This window comes from Micromonospora sp. NPDC005172, assembly GCF_040608555.1.
In the GTDB taxonomy this organism is placed as follows: domain Bacteria; phylum Actinomycetota; class Actinomycetes; order Mycobacteriales; family Micromonosporaceae; genus Micromonospora.
Genome location: NZ_JBEXIL010000020.1, coordinates 67384 through 82140, shown reverse-complemented (window position 1 = coordinate 82140; position 14757 = coordinate 67384). Strand labels below are relative to the sequence as shown.

General features: G+C 70.6%; 16 protein-coding genes and 1 tRNA gene. 9 read left to right on the top strand and 8 right to left on the bottom strand.

All coding sequences use genetic code 11. From position 1 onward, the window contains the following. Positions 1-16: 16 nt before the first annotated feature. Complete coding sequence (locus ABZV06_RS16475; RefSeq protein WP_355238367.1) at positions 17-310, bottom strand: hypothetical protein; 294 nt, start codon at positions 308-310, stop codon at positions 17-19. A 346-nt stretch (positions 311-656) separates the two neighbouring features. On the opposite strand from ABZV06_RS16475, the gene ABZV06_RS16470 reads away from it, so the two are divergent. From ABZV06_RS16470 to ABZV06_RS16460, 3 genes are all read left to right on the top strand, one after another. After that, entirely contained in the window at positions 657-1469 is an 813-nt protein-coding gene (locus ABZV06_RS16470; RefSeq protein ID WP_355622175.1) for a helix-turn-helix transcriptional regulator, read from the top strand. Next, positions 1460-1642, top strand: coding sequence for a DUF397 domain-containing protein (locus ABZV06_RS16465; RefSeq protein WP_355238361.1), 183 nt, complete (start codon positions 1460-1462; stop codon positions 1640-1642). The genes ABZV06_RS16470 and ABZV06_RS16465 overlap by 10 nt, the downstream gene beginning before the upstream one ends. A gap of 151 nt (positions 1643-1793) precedes the next feature. Beyond that, positions 1794-2381, top strand: coding sequence for a GNAT family N-acetyltransferase (locus ABZV06_RS16460; protein WP_355622215.1), 588 nt, complete (start codon positions 1794-1796; stop codon positions 2379-2381). On the opposite strand, the gene ABZV06_RS16455 is transcribed toward ABZV06_RS16460, so the two are convergent. Then, entirely contained in the window at positions 2348-2908 is a 561-nt protein-coding gene (locus ABZV06_RS16455; RefSeq protein WP_355622173.1) for a CGNR zinc finger domain-containing protein, read from the bottom strand. The two genes, ABZV06_RS16460 and ABZV06_RS16455, sit on opposite strands and share 34 nt — an antisense overlap. 71 nt (positions 2909-2979) lie before the next feature. On the opposite strand from ABZV06_RS16455, the gene ABZV06_RS16450 reads away from it, so the two are divergent. From ABZV06_RS16450 to ABZV06_RS16440, 3 genes are all read left to right on the top strand, one after another. Further along, the gene (locus ABZV06_RS16450) at positions 2980-3936 is read left to right on the top strand and encodes a DMT family transporter (protein WP_355622170.1); all 957 of its coding nucleotides are present in this window, start codon (positions 2980-2982) and stop codon (positions 3934-3936) included. 29 nt (positions 3937-3965) lie between these two features. Continuing rightward, positions 3966-4688, top strand: coding sequence for an HAD family hydrolase (locus ABZV06_RS16445; protein ID WP_355238823.1), 723 nt, complete (start codon positions 3966-3968; stop codon positions 4686-4688). A gap of 96 nt (positions 4689-4784) precedes the next feature. Further along, positions 4785-6470 (top strand): S8 family serine peptidase, encoded by a 1686-nt coding sequence (locus tag ABZV06_RS16440; protein ID WP_355238352.1) that lies wholly within the window; start codon positions 4785-4787, stop codon positions 6468-6470. Positions 6471-6701: 231 nt separating this feature from the next. On the opposite strand, the gene ABZV06_RS16435 is transcribed toward ABZV06_RS16440, so the two are convergent. Beyond that, the gene (locus ABZV06_RS16435; RefSeq protein WP_355238349.1) at positions 6702-7664 is read right to left on the bottom strand and encodes a hypothetical protein; all 963 of its coding nucleotides are present in this window, start codon (positions 7662-7664) and stop codon (positions 6702-6704) included. A 198-nt stretch (positions 7665-7862) separates the two neighbouring features. Beyond that, a complete protein-coding gene (locus ABZV06_RS16430) occupies positions 7863-8519 on the bottom strand; it encodes a helix-turn-helix domain-containing protein (protein ID WP_355238346.1) in 657 nt (218 codons plus the stop codon). Between the two features lie 63 nt (positions 8520-8582). Between ABZV06_RS16430 and cysS the strand changes: the two genes are divergently transcribed. Both cysS and rlmB read left to right on the top strand, forming a co-directional pair. Further along, on the top strand, positions 8583-9998 hold the full coding sequence (gene cysS / locus ABZV06_RS16425; protein WP_355622167.1) for a cysteine--tRNA ligase: 1416 nt from the start codon (positions 8583-8585) through the stop codon (positions 9996-9998). After that, positions 9998-11137 (top strand): 23S rRNA (guanosine(2251)-2'-O)-methyltransferase RlmB, encoded by a 1140-nt coding sequence (gene rlmB, locus ABZV06_RS16420; protein ID WP_355238340.1) that lies wholly within the window; start codon positions 9998-10000, stop codon positions 11135-11137. The genes cysS and rlmB overlap by 1 nt, the downstream gene beginning before the upstream one ends. A gap of 115 nt (positions 11138-11252) precedes the next feature. On the opposite strand, the gene ABZV06_RS16415 is transcribed toward rlmB, so the two are convergent. Both ABZV06_RS16415 and ugpC read right to left on the bottom strand, forming a co-directional pair. Further along, a complete protein-coding gene (locus ABZV06_RS16415; RefSeq protein WP_355622164.1) occupies positions 11253-11840 on the bottom strand; it encodes a hypothetical protein in 588 nt (195 codons plus the stop codon). 170 nt (positions 11841-12010) lie between these two features. Beyond that, positions 12011-13102, bottom strand: a complete 1092-nt coding sequence (gene ugpC / locus ABZV06_RS16410) for a sn-glycerol-3-phosphate ABC transporter ATP-binding protein UgpC (RefSeq protein ID WP_355238334.1) — start codon at positions 13100-13102, stop codon at positions 12011-12013. A 341-nt stretch (positions 13103-13443) separates the two neighbouring features. Here ugpC and ABZV06_RS16405 point away from each other — a divergent pair. Next, a tRNA-Thr gene (locus tag ABZV06_RS16405) sits at positions 13444-13520 on the top strand. Between the two features lie 87 nt (positions 13521-13607). Here ABZV06_RS16405 and ABZV06_RS16400 read toward each other — a convergent pair. Both ABZV06_RS16400 and ABZV06_RS16395 read right to left on the bottom strand, forming a co-directional pair. Continuing rightward, positions 13608-14048 carry a hypothetical protein gene (locus tag ABZV06_RS16400; protein ID WP_355238332.1) on the bottom strand — a complete coding sequence of 147 codons (441 nt, stop codon included), beginning with the start codon at positions 14046-14048 and terminating at the stop codon, positions 13608-13610. Between the two features lie 148 nt (positions 14049-14196). Next, complete coding sequence (locus ABZV06_RS16395; RefSeq protein WP_355622161.1) at positions 14197-14697, bottom strand: Hsp20/alpha crystallin family protein; 501 nt, start codon at positions 14695-14697, stop codon at positions 14197-14199. Between the last annotated feature and the right edge of the window lie 60 nt (positions 14698-14757).

The window sequence follows — 14757 nt, the reverse complement described above, 5'->3', positions numbered from 1 at the left end:
CTTTTCGCCGACCGCCTCAGGGCGGGTCGCCGCGCGGCGTCGCCCAGGCGAGGAACCGCGTGTAGAGGGCCTTCGGGTCCGGGCCGTCGTGCGGGTTGAGCCGGTACAGGTCGGCGACCGCGTCGTGCAGAACCGTGCACAGGTAGATGCTCAGGGCGATCCGGTCGTGGGCGTACTCCTGGCGGAGGGCCAGTCGGGCGACCGGGCACGGCCACGGCGCGGCGCAGACCCGGCAGAGCCACAACGGCCGCAACGGCAGGTGCGGTCGACGGGGTGCGATCGTGCGGTCGTCCGGGCCGGTCCGGGACATGTGTGGGAGTCCTCTCAAGCTGACCCGCTGGTGACCTCACCCCCGCACCCGATCAAGATCGTGCTCGATCCTGGATGTAGTGGCCTCGGCACGTGCGGATGCCACTGTTTCCACGATCGAGCACGATCTTGCGGGGTGGGACCGCCCGGCACGGGGGTTCGGGCGGTCCCGTACGACGCCGCTGGGCCCGGGGGACGGGGAGCGGCGTCGCACTTCACAGTCTGGTGATCGGACGACTACGGTCGGAAGGGATCGGCCGACCTGTCGTGGCTGCCCTGTTCCCGGGCGGTGCCGGCTCTGGTGGCCGTCTGGAGTTGATCGCCGGCGGGTTGGAGAGTGGTCGGGCATGGCCGATGGACAGATGACGGCGGCGGCGTTCCTGGTCGCGGAGCTGCGCCGGGCGCGCGCTCGACGGGGTTGGAGTCAGGACGAGTTGGCCAAGGCGGTCAACTACTCGCCGTCGATGGTCAGCGCGGTCGAGCTGGGCCAGCAGCCGCCCACAGCGAAGTACCTGGAACTCCTCGACCGCGCCCTGGACACCGGCGGCCTCTTCAGCCGCATGGCCACCGAACTGGTCAGCCTGGACAAGGCTCAGGTCTGGCTGCGTGGCTGGCGTGCGATCCTGGCGGAAGCAAGGGCACTGCGCTGGTTCGACCCGCTGCACATTCCTGGGTTGCTGCAAACCGAGGGCTATGCCCGTGCGATCTTCGAGTCTGATCGGCTGCTCGACGCCGAAGAGGTGGAGCGTCGGCTGGCAGACAGGCTGGACAGCCAGCAGGTTCTTTACCAGGACCGACCGCCGCACCTTGTCGCGGTAGTCGACGAGGCAGTTCTTCGGCGGCGCGTTGGCGGCCGGAAGGTGATGTGTGAGCAGGCCCTGCACCTGGCTCGGTTGGGGACCGAGCATCCTCGGGTGCAGCTACATGTGGTGCCGCGCAGCGCGGAGGAGTACCCCGGCCTGAACGGCCCGTTCATACTTGCCACGCTTGCCGACCACAGCGACCTTGCCTACCTTGGTGGTCAGATCGGCGGCCAGGAACTCGATCTGCCGGCCGATCTGCTCCACCTACAATGGACCTGGGAAGCGACCCTCGGGCAGGCGTTACCTCCGCAGGAGTCGATCGAGTTGTTGAGAGAAGTGGCGGAGTCGTGGAGCTGACCCGAGCCCAGTGGCGGAAGAGTAGCCGCAGTGGTTCCAACGACCAGTGCGTCGAGGTGGCTACGAATCTGGGGGGCGTGGTCGGGGTGCGAGACAGTAAGGACCCGGACGGACCTGTGCTGGTGGTCGACGCGTACTCCTGGCGGCTCTTCGTGGTCGCGCCCCCGCGCTGACGCGACAGCCCTGCCCGCGACGGTGGTCGCGGGCCTTTGCTCCGCAACTTCAGTGTTACTGCTGCTTCCGCGCGGTTTGAAGCAGCAGTTTCCCCGAAGTTGCGCGGATCTTGCGGTATTCGGCTCGACGGTGTCCGAGCGCGGCGGGATGATGCGGGGCGTGTGGGACGGCGATGGCGTGTCGACCGAGCGGTTGCGGATGCGCCGGCTGACCATTGCCGACGTGGACGCGTTGGTCGAGTTGGACGGCGATCCCGAGGTGATGCGTTTCCTGACCGGCGGCGTTGCGACCCCGCGCGCCACAGTCCTCGACGAGCACCTGCCGAGGCTGCTCGCGCAGCACGAGCGGCATCCCGGCCTGGGGCGTTGGGCGGCGCTCGACAGGGCCTCCGGTGAGTTCCTGGGCTGGTTCGCCCTCGATCCCTCGGAGGATGGCGCGGAGGCCGAGTTGGGCTACCGGCTGCGCCGCCCGGCGTGGGGGCGCGGTCTCGCGACCGAGGGGTCGCGTGCGCTGGTCCGTCACGCCCTCGACGTCGTGGGTGTGCGGCGGGTGTGGGCGCAGACGATGGCGGTCAACGAGCGGTCCCGCCGGGTCATGGAGAAGGCAGGACTGCGTCACGTGCGCACCTTCCACCTGGACTTCGACGACCCGATTCCGGGGACCGAGCACGGCGAGGTGGAGTACGAGCTGCGGGCCGACGTCGCTCAGGACCGGCCGGCGGCTCTGCGGGCCCGGTAGGCGGTCACGGCCGCGCGGTTGCCGCAGCCGGCCTCGCAGAATCGGCGCGACCGGTTGCGGGACAGGTCGACGACGACGTTGTCGCAGTCCGGGTACTCGCAGGTCCGCAGTCGGCTCAGCTCGCCCATCCGCACCAGGTCGGCGAGCGCCATCGCCGCCTCGACCGCCATCCGGGTGGCCAGCGGCGCGTCGCGGGGCACGGCGTGCAGATGGTAGGGCTCGTCGTCGTGCTCGATGAGCTGCGGCAGCGCCCGGTGTTCCCGCAGCAGACTGTTGATGATGTCGACGACCTCGGGCGGTTCGGCGTGCCAGACCCGGCGTAGGCGGGGCCGCAGCTGTCGTACGGCACGCAGTTCGGCGTCGGTGTGCTCGTGCCGTCCGCTGTAGGCGTGCTGGGTGAAGAACGCGTCCAGCGCCGCGACGTCGGGCAGGAGCTCGCCGTCCCGGCCCGCGGTGTTGACGAGCGCGGTGGCGGCAATCAGCGAACATTCGGTGTCATGAGCAAATAGCAACTTGACTCCTGTCATGATGGCCGTCTAACGTCACAAGCATAAGGATAGTTTGCTCATGACACCCGTGTCGAAGTGAGGAGCGCGAGATGCAGTCCCGACCCGCCGCCGGCGCCGCGCTGGCGCTGCTCTCCGCCGTCACGTTCGCCACCTCGGGCACCTTCGCGCGGTCGCTCATCGAGGCCGGCTGGTCGGCCGAGGCCGCGGTCGTCGCCCGCGTCGGTGTGGCCGCCCTGGTGTTGGCGATCCCCGCCCTGTTGTCGCTGCGCGGCAGGTGGCACGTGCTGCGCGGCAACAGCGCGGCGGTCGTGATGTTCGGGCTGCTGGGGGTGGCCCTGGCGCAGGTGTGCTTCTTCAACGCCGTGCGCTACCTGCCGGTCGGCATCGCGCTCCTGCTGGAATACCTGGGCATCATCCTCGTCGTCGGCTGGATGTGGCTGCGGCACGGCCAGCGCCCCCGCCGGCTCACCGTGTTCGGTTCCGCCGCCGCGCTGTGCGGGTTGGCGTTCGTCCTGGACCTCACCGGCAACGCCAGCTTCGACCCGGTCGGCCTGCTGTGGGGGCTGGGTGCCGCGTTCGGCCTGGCCGGCTACTTCGTGCTCGCCGGACGGGTGGACCCCCGGCTGCCCTCGGTCGCCATGGCCAGCGGCGGGATGGCCGTCGGCGCCGCCGTGCTGCTCCTCGTCGGGCTGACCGGGCTGCTGCCGCTGCGCGCCACGTTCGGTGAGGTCAGCTTCGCCGGGCACCGCACCACCTGGCTGCTGCCCATCGTCGGGCTCACCCTCGTCGCCGCCGTGATCGCGTACCTCACCGGCATCGCCGGCACCCGCATCCTCGGTCCCCGGCTGTCGTCGTTCGTGGGACTGACCGAGGTGCTGTTCGCGGTACTCATCGCGTGGCTGTTTCTCGACGAACTGCCCACCGCCTGGCAACTCCTCGGCGGCCTGCTGATCGTCGCCGGGGTCGCCCTGGTGCGCCTCGACGAACTGCGCGGCGTACCCGTGCCCACCGCGGAGGAGCCCGCGTTGGCAGCCTCCGCCCGGTGAGATCACCGCACGGTGGGAGAGTGGGTGCCGTGCTGACCACCGTGGTGTTCGACGCCGACGAGACCCTGCTCGACCTGCGGCCGGCGGTGACCGGCGGACTGGTGGCCGTCCTCGACGAGATGCGGCGGCGCACCCCGGCCGCAGTCGGCGTGACCCTCGCCGAGTTGGAGTCCGACTGGGGGGCGGTCTTCGGCGAGTTGAGCGCCGCGCCGGTGCTGGAGATCCGCCGCGCCGCGCTGGCCCGATCGCTGGCCCGCGCCGGCCTCGGCCAGCACCTCGACGAGATCGCCGCTCTCTTCTTCGCCCGCCGGTTCGCCCTCACCCGGCCCTTCCCGGACGTCCCGCCGGCGCTGGCGACGCTGCGCGGCCGGTACACGCTGGGTTTCGCCACCAACGGCAACAGCCGCGCCGAACGCTGCGGGCTCGCCGGCGAATTCGCCTTCGAGTTGTACGCGCACGAGAACGGCCTGCCCAAGAAGCCCGCCCCGGGGTTCTACGCGGCGGTGGTCGAAGCCGCCGGGGTACCCGCCGAACAGATCGTGTACGTCGGTGACTCGTGGGAGCACGACGTGGTGGCGCCCCGGCAGGCTGGCCTGCGGTCGGTGTGGCTCAACCGGCACGCGCTGCCCCGCCCGGCCGGGTTCACGCCCGACGCCGAGGTGTCCACTCTGAGCGATCTTCCGAAGGTCCTGGCCGAGCTGCCGTCGGCATCGTCCGACCGGCCGGACGTGGGCATCGAGCTGGGCGGATGAAGGAGAGATTCACCGGCATAACGGACGTTCACCTGGCGTAAAACCGCCGGGTGCTGTGTGATGGCGCCACGTCCCTCAACGAGAGGATTCGATGTGGTGAGCAAGCGCTTCACCGTCGGTGCCGTCGCGACCGCGGCGGTACTGGCACTTACGGCAGCGAGCCTGGGTGTACCGGCCAGCGCCGCACCGAGCACCTCCCGCACCTTCACCGTCGTCGCCGAGGACGGGGTGGCCGCCGACACGGCCGTCGCCGCCATCCGGGCCGCCGGCGGCACCGTGGTGTCCTCGTCCGACGAGGTCGGCATGTTCCAGGTCACCAGCGACCGGGCCGACTTCGCCGCCCGGGCGGCCGCCGCGCCGACCCTGATCGGCGCCGCCGAGCAGAAGGCCATCGGCCGCAAGCCCAAGCTGGACCGGGTCGAGCAGGAGCACCTGTTGACGGCGTCGGCCGCAGCGGGCGCCGCAGCCCGGCATGGCGCCACGATGGACCCGCTCGACGGCAAGCTCTGGGGCCTGGAGATGATCCGGGCCGACAAGGCCCGCAAGGTCGAGCCCGGTGACCGCCGGGTGACCGTCGGCGTGCTGGACACCGGCGTCGACGCGAGCAACCCGGACATCGCGCCCAACTTCAACTGGGCGTTGTCGCGCAACTTCGCGCCCGACCGGATCGACGTGGACGGCCCCTGCGAGGTGCCGAGCTGCCTCGACGCGGTGGGCACCGACGACGGCGGGCACGGCACCCACGTGGCCGGCACCATCGGCGCGGCCGCCAACGGCTTCGGCCTCTCCGGTGTCGCCCCGAACGTCTCGCTGGTCGAGCTGAAGGGTGGCCAGGACTCCGGCTACTTCTTCCTCGACCCGGTCGTCAACGCGCTGGTCTACGCCGGGCGCTCCGGGATCGACGTGGTCAACATGTCGTTCTACGTCGACCCGTGGCTCTACAACTGCACCGCCAACCCGGCCGACTCTCCCGAGGCGCAGGCCGAGCAGCGGGCCATCATCAAGGCCATGAAGCGCGCGCTGGTCTTCGCCCACAACAAGGGCGTCACCCTGGTCGGCGCGCTCGGCAACAACAACGAGGACCTGGGCGCGCCGCGCACCGACACGTCCAGCCCCGACTACGGCGCCGACCCGTACCCCCGCCCGATCGACAACAACAGCTGCTGGGACCTCCCCACCGAGGGCCCGCACGTGATCGGCGTGTCCTCGGTCGGCCCGTCCGGCAAGAAGTCTGACTTCTCCAACTACGGCACCGAGCAGATCTCGGTCGCCGCGCCGGGTGGCTGGTTCCGCGACGGCTTCGGCACGGACACCTTCCGCACCGACGCCAACATGATCCTGTCGTCCTACCCGAAGCACGTGCTCCAGGAGGAGGGCTCGGTCGACCCCGACGGCAACATCGTCGCCGGCTTCGAGGAGTCCGTCTTCAAGCAGTGCAAGCGCAACGGTGAGTGCGGCTACTACACCTACCTCCAGGGCACCTCGATGGCGTCCCCGCACGCCGCCGGTGTGGCCGCGCTGATCGTCAGCCGGTACGGCAAGCCGCAGGGCCGGGGTGGCTTCGGCATGTCCCCGGACCAGGTCGAGCAGCACCTCTACCGCACGGCGGCCGAGCACGCCTGCCCGGAGCCGCGCCTGCAGCAGTACCGCAACGAGGGCCGTGACGAGACCTACGACGCGTACTGCGCCGGTGGCCTCAACTTCAACGGCTTCTACGGGTACGGAATCGTCGACGCGTACGCGGCGGTGAAGACCCCGCTCAAGCTCAACGCCCGCCCGTAACGCACCAGCCGCAGGGCCCGGTCGACACGCGTCGGCCGGGCCCTGTCGCGTGCGGCACACGTCCGGCGCGGCGGGCGGCGGGGCGGCGGGCGGCGGCGCGTCGGGCGGCGGGGCGGCGGGCGGCGGCGCGGCGGGCGGCGGCATGATCGACTCCAGGTCGCCGATGTGGCGGTGTCAGGTGGCGGAGATACCCCCTTATCGGGGAGCTGGAGTCGATCACGGTTGGTGTGGTCAGCGGCGCCAGCCGCGGGAGAGCAGGGCCGACCGCACCTCGTCGAGCACGGCCGGGAACTCCCTGTGGAGCCTCCTGCTGGTCACGTGCAGCACCAGCCAGCCTGCCCCGACGAGGAGATTGAGCCGCCGACGGTCGAGGTGCAGTTGCTCCGGATCGCCGTGCCACCGGCCGTCGTACTCCACCGCCACGCGGAACTCGGGCCAGGCCAGGTCGGGATGGACCACCAGTCCGCGAGGCAGCCGGATCGGGTGCTGGGTGACCGGTCGAGGGAGGCCGCCCATCACCAGACGCACCCGCAGTTGCGACTCGGGCGGCGATTGCGCCCCCGGATCGGCGAGATCGAAGATCCAAAACGCACGTCGTCCGCCGGGCCGGTCGGCATTGGCGGTGGCGACAGTGGCCAGCGCGGTGCGGGTCAGGCCGGCCGCGAGCAGCGAGTCGACGATTCCGACCGCGCGCAGCGGATCCAACCAGACCGCCGTCTCCCACGCCGCTGATGCGGGATCGGTCTTGCGGAGGGTAGCGCCGCCGGATCGTGCGCCGGGCAGGGAGCGCACTTGCATGGACGGCTGCGGGCCGGTGGCCGGCGTGCGCAACGGCGTCGCGGCGGTATCGGGGCCTAGCACGTGTACGTGCAGGCCGGGCCGAGAATCGACGCGGGCGGCCTTCGGCACCAGCACGTGCACGTCGTCGTCAAAGCCGGCGGCATGCTCGACGCCGTGCAGGTAGGCGGACGACGGGCCGGCGATCAGCGCCTGCGGTGGCAGCCGTAGGGCAGCGGCACGGCAGGCCAGCTCGTGGTTGCGTTCCAGGCGGGCGTCCGCGTACACGTCATGGCGGAGTCGAACCCACGACGAGCCGCGTAGTTGGTGCCTGGTGATCAGACCTTGTTGGGTCACCGCGGAGCCACGGAAGACCTGCCAGGCGAGGGCGGGAGGCCGGTGGGGGTGTGGGGGCATGCGGCCAGCTTGCGATTCCCGACGCTGCGGCGAACACCCCCTGTGGACAGTGCCGCAGGCGCGCGCCGCACCTGCCTGTGGACAACCGCCGAGAGGCCGATGCACGTGCTATACGGCGAGATCATCACTAGGTCGGCGTAGTGGCGCTATCGAAGGCTCGTGATGGCGCCACATCGGTGATCTGGAGTGGATCAAGCGTCAGTGGAGGGTCGCCGCCACGGCTGTCGCGGCGGCGAGCACCTGGGGGCCGACCAGATCGACGTCCAGCGGGGCGAGCGCGACCACGCCGACGCTGGCCTCCAGACCCGGTACGCCCAGCACCGGCGCGGCCACCCCGTACGCCCCGGACTCCAGCTCACCGCTGCTGCTCACCGGCTCGGACGCGCCGCCCCTGCCGGCGAGGATGGCCCGACCCGCCGCACCCCGATCCAGGGGGTGCCGCGCCCCGGTCCGGTACGCGACGTGGAACGACGTCCAGCTCGGCTCGACCACGGCCAGGGCGACACCCTCGTCGCCCTCGACCACCGTCAGGTGCGCGGTGGCGCCGGCCTGCTCGGCGAGCCGGCGTAGCGCGGGCATCGCCCCCTCGGCGAACAGCGGCTGGGCGCGTCGGGCCAGGTGCAGCACCCCGGCCCCGAGGCGGAGCCGCCCGTCGTCGGCGCGGCGCAGCATGCCGTGCCCGATCAGTGGGCCGACCAGCCGATAGACGGCCGCCCGTCCGACGCCGAGTCGGTTCGCCGCCTCGCTGACGGTCAGCCCCGTCGGCGTGTCGGCGACCAGGTGCAGTAGCCGTAGACCCCGGTCGAGCGTCTGGGACGTCTCCCCGGTCCGGTTGGACCCTGCCGTCGCATCCACAGCACGCAGCGTACGACCCGGCACCGGCGGACCCGGACAGGCGTGGACGGCTACCCTTGTACGGTGACGCTACGCCTGTATGACACCGCCACCCGATCGGTGCGGGACTTCGTCCCGCGGGAAGCCGGCAAGGTGGGGGTCTACCTGTGTGGTCTCACCCTCCAGGCGCCGCCGCACATCGGCCATCTTCGCTCGGGCGTCAACTACGACGTGCTGCGCCGATGGTTGCTGGCCGCTGGCTACGAGGTCACGTTCATCCGCAACCTGACCGACATCGACGACAAGATTCTCGTCAAGGCGGGGGAGCAGGGTCGACCGTTCTGGTCGATCGCGTACGCCAACGAGTTGAAGCTCGCCGCGTCGTACCGGGCGTTGAACGTGCTCCCACCCACCTACGAGCCGCGCGCGACGGGGCACATCCCGGAGATGCACGAGCTGATCACGAAGTTGATCGCGGACGGGCACGCGTACTCCGCCACCGATGGCTCCGGCGACGTCTACTTCGACGTGGCGTCCTGGCCGGCGTACGGATCGCTGTCGGGTCAGAGCCCGGACGCGATGCAGTCGGCCGGCGACGCGCCGGACCGGGGCAAGCGGGACCCGCGCGACTTCGCGCTGTGGAAGGGCGCCAAGCCGGAGGAGCCGGCGGACGCGTACTGGCCGTCGCCGTGGGGGCTGGGCCGTCCGGGTTGGCACATCGAGTGCTCGGCGATGTGCTGGCGTTACCTGGGCCCCGAGTTCGACATTCACGGCGGTGGTCTGGATCTGACGTTCCCGCACCACGAGAACGAGATCGCCCAGTCCAAGGCTGCCGGGCTGCCGTTCGCCCGCTACTGGGTGCACCACGGCCTGCTCAGCATCGGTGGGGCCAAGATGGGCAAGTCGGCGGGTAACGCCCTGGACCTCGCGTACGTGGACTCGCTGGGTGTGCGGCCGGTGGAGCTGCGCTACTACTACGCCGCCGCGCACTACCGCTCGGTGATCGACTACTCGGAGGACTCGCTGCGCGACGCGGCCACCGCGTACCGGCGGATCGAGGGGTTCGTGCAGCGGGCCGCCGAGCGGGTGGGCGCCGGGCAGCTCGGCGAGCTGCCGGCCGGCTTCGTCGCGGCCATGGACGACGACCTCAACACGTCCGCCGCGTTGGCCGTGCTGCAACAGCACCTTCGGGACGGGAACACCGCGCTGGGCACCGGCGACGATGTGACCGTCCGCACCACCCTGGCCACGGTACGGGCGATGCTGGATATCCTCGGCATCGACCCCCTCGACGAGGCGTGGACCGGCGGCGATCGCTCGGACGATCTGCGTGCCGTGGTGGACTCCCTGATCGCGCTGGCCCTGGAGCAGCGCGCGCAGGCCCGGGGCCGCAAGGACTGGACCGCCGCCGACGCCGTGCGTGACCAGCTCAAGCTGGCCGGCGTGGTGGTCGAGGACACCCCCCAGGGCCCCCGTTGGACTATTGGAGAGCAGGACTGATGGCCGGCAACTCGCAGCGCCGTGGCCGGCGTTTGACGCCGAAGGCGGGCGCCCCCAAGGGCACCGGCGGCAAGAACAAGGACTCCCTCGCCGGTCGGGGGCGCACTCTGCCCGCCGACGAGCGACCCTGGCACAAGGGTTACTCGGGCACCGAGAAGCTGCCCCAGCGCACCGCCTGGAAGCAGGACAAGGAGCGCCGGGCGGCGGCCGAGGAGGGGCGTGCCCCGAAGATCGGCCAGCCGGGCAGCAAGGACACCACCTGGGGCAGGGGCGGCGGTCGGGGCGTACCGGCCGGGCGGGCCACCGGTCGTGGTGCCGCGGGCCGGGGCGGTGCGCCCGTCGGCCGCAGCGGTCCGCGGGTTGCGCCCGGGCGCAAGTCCAACCCGTCCAAGGACACCCCGGAGCTGTTGGTCGGGCGTAACCCGGTGCTGGAGGCGCTGCGCGCCCAGGTGCCGGCGACGGCGCTCTACACGGCCCAGGGCATCGACATGGACGACCGGATCAACGAGATCATCCGTACGGCCGCCGACCGGGGTATCGCCAACCTGGAGATCAGTCGCGCCGAGCTGGACCGGATGACCGGTGGGGTGTTGCACCAGGGCGTCGGGTTGCAGGTGCCGCCGTTCGCGTACGAGCTGTTCGAGGACCTGGTCGCCGCGTCGCTGGAGCAGCAGGCGCCGCTGCTGGTCGCGCTCGACGGGGTCACCGACCCGCGCAACCTGGGCGCGGTGATCCGTTCGGCCGCCGCGTTCGGCGCGCAGGGTGTCTTCGTACCCGAGCGACGGGCCGCCGGGATCACCGCGACCGCCTGGCGGACCAGCGCCGGCGCGGCCGCGCGCGTGCCGGTGGCCCAGGTCACCAACCTGACCCGGTCGTTGAAGGCGTGCCGGGACGCGGGCTTCATGGTGGTCGGCCTGGACGCCGACGGCGACACCGACCTGTACGACCTGGAGGCCGCCGTCGGTCCGCTGGTGGTGGTCGTCGGCTCCGAGGGGCGCGGGCTGTCCCGGCTGGTCGGGGAGACCTGCGACCTGACCGTCAGCATCCCGATGATCTCCGAGGTGGAGTCGCTCAACGCCAGTGTGGCCGCCGCGGTCACCCTGGCCGAGGTCGCCCGCCGCCGCTCGGTCGAGCTGTAACGACGTCGACGAAGCCCCCTTCCCGAACCGGGAGGGGGGCAGGGCCTGTTTCATAAGAACTCGCCGCCCGGACTCCGCCTCGGCTCGACCGCCCTTATGAAACAGGCCCTCGTCGTCAGATCTGGTGGGTCCAGGCGACGAAGAGCACCGCCCCGGCCGCCGCGATCAGCAACGTGGTCGGCAGCAGCCAGGCCGGACTCCGCTCCCCGTCGAGGCGTCGGGTCAGTCGTTGGTGCACGGCGGCGATGCCGATCAGCGCGGCCAGCCCGCCGGCCGCCAGTGGCAGCCCGACGAGGAAGTGCGCGAGCCACGCGCCGCCCCGGCTCGGGCCACCCCACGAGTGGTCGTACGGGCCGGGATCGACCAGGCCGTACAGGACGCCGCGCAGCACCATCAACACCTCGACCCCGAGGGGCAGCAGCGCCACAAGGCCGAGCAGCAGGCTGAGCAGCGCGTGGCCCAGTACCGCGAGCGTGCCGGGTCGCCGGCCGGGCGCGCCTGCCGGGGGCGCGGCGAGCAGGCCGGTGCGCAGGGCGCGCCACCGCTCCACAGCGGCATCGCGCCCACCCGTCGGGGCTTTCACCAGCGTGAACAGCGCGACCGGCGTCAGCGTCGCGCAGTAGGCCAGGCTACGACCGGCCCGGCGGGCGAGCCGGTACGGCCGGGAACGGGACGTCGGTTGAGCGGTGGCGGTGGCGGACACGGCGACTCCTCGGGCTCGATTTGCCGCGAACGCTATGGGCGCGGCACGCCCCGCCGCGTCACCCTCGGGAGCCACCCTCGCGCTGGCTCCCGAGGGTGAGGACCCATCCCGGGTACGACGAAAGGGGCGGCCCACCGAAGCGGACCGCCCCTCGCGTGTACGGCGTTACGTCAGATCCGGCTGCCGGTGGCGGCGTGGAAGACGTGGCTGCGACCGGCGACCGGCTTGACGAACACGGTGTCACCCATGTTCGGCATGCTGCGCCGGTCGGTACGGACGACGAAGCGCTCCGAGTTGCCACCCAGCGCGGCGTGGCCGTAGACGTTGGCGTCCGAACCGAGGTCCTCGACCAGCTCGACCACGACCGGCATGCCGCCCTCGGTCGGGCTGACCAGCTCGCAGTCCTCCGGGCGGAAGCCCACGGTGACCTTGCCGTCGCCACCTTCGGCGCGGGCCGCCTCGACCTGCTCGCGGGTCAGCGGGATGCGCAGCTCGGCGAACTCGGCGCCCTGCTCGTGCAGCGGGACGGTCTTGATGTTCATGGCCGGGGAGCCCATGAAGCCGGCGACGAACACGTTGGCCGGGGTGTCGTAGAGCGCCCGCGGCGTGTCGACCTGCTGGAGGACACCGTCGAGCAGCACGGCGACCCGGTGACCCATGGTCATGGCCTCGACCTGGTCGTGCGTCACGTAGACGGTGGTGACGCCCAGCTTGGCCTGGAGGGACGCGATCTGCGTACGGGTCTGCACACGGAGCTTGGCGTCGAGGTTCGACAGCGGCTCGTCCATGAGGAAGACCTGCGGCTCGCGGACGATCGCCCGGCCCATCGCGACACGCTGACGCTGACCACCGGAGAGCGCCTTCGGCTTGCGGCTGAGGTACTCCTCGAGTTGGAGCAGCGCGGCCGCCTCCTTGACTCGCCGGTCGATCTCCGACTTGGAGGTCTTGCGCAGCTTCAGGGCGAACGCCATGTTCTCGTACACCGTCATGTGCGGGTAGAGGGCGTAGTTCTGGAAGACCATCGCGATGTCGCGGGCCTTCGGGGGAAGGTGGGTGACGTCGCGCTGGTCGATGTAGATCGAGCCGGCGTCGACGTCCTCCAGCCCGGCGAGCATCCGCAGGCTGGTGGACTTGCCGCAACCCGACGGGCCGACGAGGACGAGGAACTCACCGTCGCCGATCTCGAGGTTCAGCTCGTTGACGGCGGGACGCTCGGTGCCCGGGTAGATCCGGGACGCCTTGGAATAGGTGACCGTAGCCATGGTGGTGCGCTTCCTTTCACCGGCAGGAACGTGCCGGACGATCCGAGTGAAGGAGCGACCGGCACGAACCCGTGCCGGTCAGCGGACGGCGGGTCGACCGCGGGGGCGGCCGGGCTGTCGTCCGTGTGACTGCACCGTAAACGGCTTTCCCCGCGCTGCCAAGACGAGGGACCCTCGGAAGTGATCCAACGACCACGCATTACGGGCAGTCGGGCACGGGCGGGCATCAATCGGCGTCGTGGTGGGACGTCGGGCGTCGGGTTGTTGACGTTTCCCGTGCTCGGGAGGCCTCGCGAGCGGGATATCCGGACGTCAGTCGCTATGCTGGCCTCGACACACGCGCCCCTGTAGCTCAGCTGGCCAGAGCACTCGCCTTGTAAGCGAGATGTCGCCGGTTCGATCCCGGCCGGGGGCTCCATATCCACTCAGGCGCTTCCCCGGACCGCAGGACCGGGAGCGCGGTGATTGACAGGTATGCGCAGCCGTCCCGCCCGGAGTGGTGGGGTCACCTCAGCCACTCAAAGCCATCACACACCTTGGGGCCGCCCGTCTCCAAGCCCACGGCCAGCCGCACGACGCCGGTCGTTTCGTCGGGGTAGGCCAGGGTGACCGGGAAGGTCAGGTAAGTGCCGTCGATGCCGGTGGACTCCGCCGGCTCGCCGATGGAGAACGACACGAACGGGCGCTGCTCGCGAAGGAACGCGGCGTAGTCCGACTCGGCGTACTCCGGTACGACGTCCGAGCAGAGCTGCTGGTAGGCCGCGCCGTAATCGGCGGCCTGCACCCGCTTTAGGTACGTGGTCAGGGCGGACGTGGCCTTGCTCCGGTCCTGTCGTTGGTGCATCTCACCCTGCCAGGTGAAGACTCCGCAGCACAGCAGCACGCAGGCCACTGACAGGAGCGCCAAGAGCAGGCGGCGTCGAGTGCGCCCAGCCAACAGGACCATGGAGCGGAGACTATCGGTCACAAGAGCAAGGAAGCCGCTCGTCCAGTGGAGTGTGGTCTTCAGCGATGACAGCGGCGATCGTCAAAGGAACGAGCTCCGCAGGAGACCTACGGAGCTCAACTAGCTTGGCCGAAGCGGCGTTTGGCGCCTAGCAGGTCGCCAAGTGCTTGACAGCCTCCGATGCCTTTTGCGCGATTCGCCTGCGAGTTGCGGGCAGTGGCGGCTTCTGGGCAAGAGCTACCCGCATCGCCTCCGCGCAGAACTCCAGACAGGCGAGAGCGGCGTCGTCGGCGCTCAAGTCGGCGGGAAGCTGCCACTCACGTTCGAACACGAGGCGGTTGTCGTAAGCAACGCCCATTGTCGTGTACCGAGGTCGTGAGGACTTGACGACGATGGTGTCGAGATAGTCCGAGTCGTCGTCCGCGTTGAGATGCTCTTCGTCGGGGTTCGTCAGCGGTACGTAGAGCCATACCGAGACATGCTCATCGTCGGAGAGTATTCGCCAGAAGAGGCAGGTCTCGCCCTGTGCTCGAGCAACCCCGAGGGTCGGCACTCCGTTGTATCGATCGATGATCTCAACGGCTTCGACGGTAGGTAGTGGTGCCCAAGCGAGTTTCCCAAGCTCGGGCGCAGGTCCGTAGCTACTCACGAGTACCACCTCCTCCGTGCGGTTCAGTGAAGCAGTCAGAGAACTTCTTGGCTTGTCGAC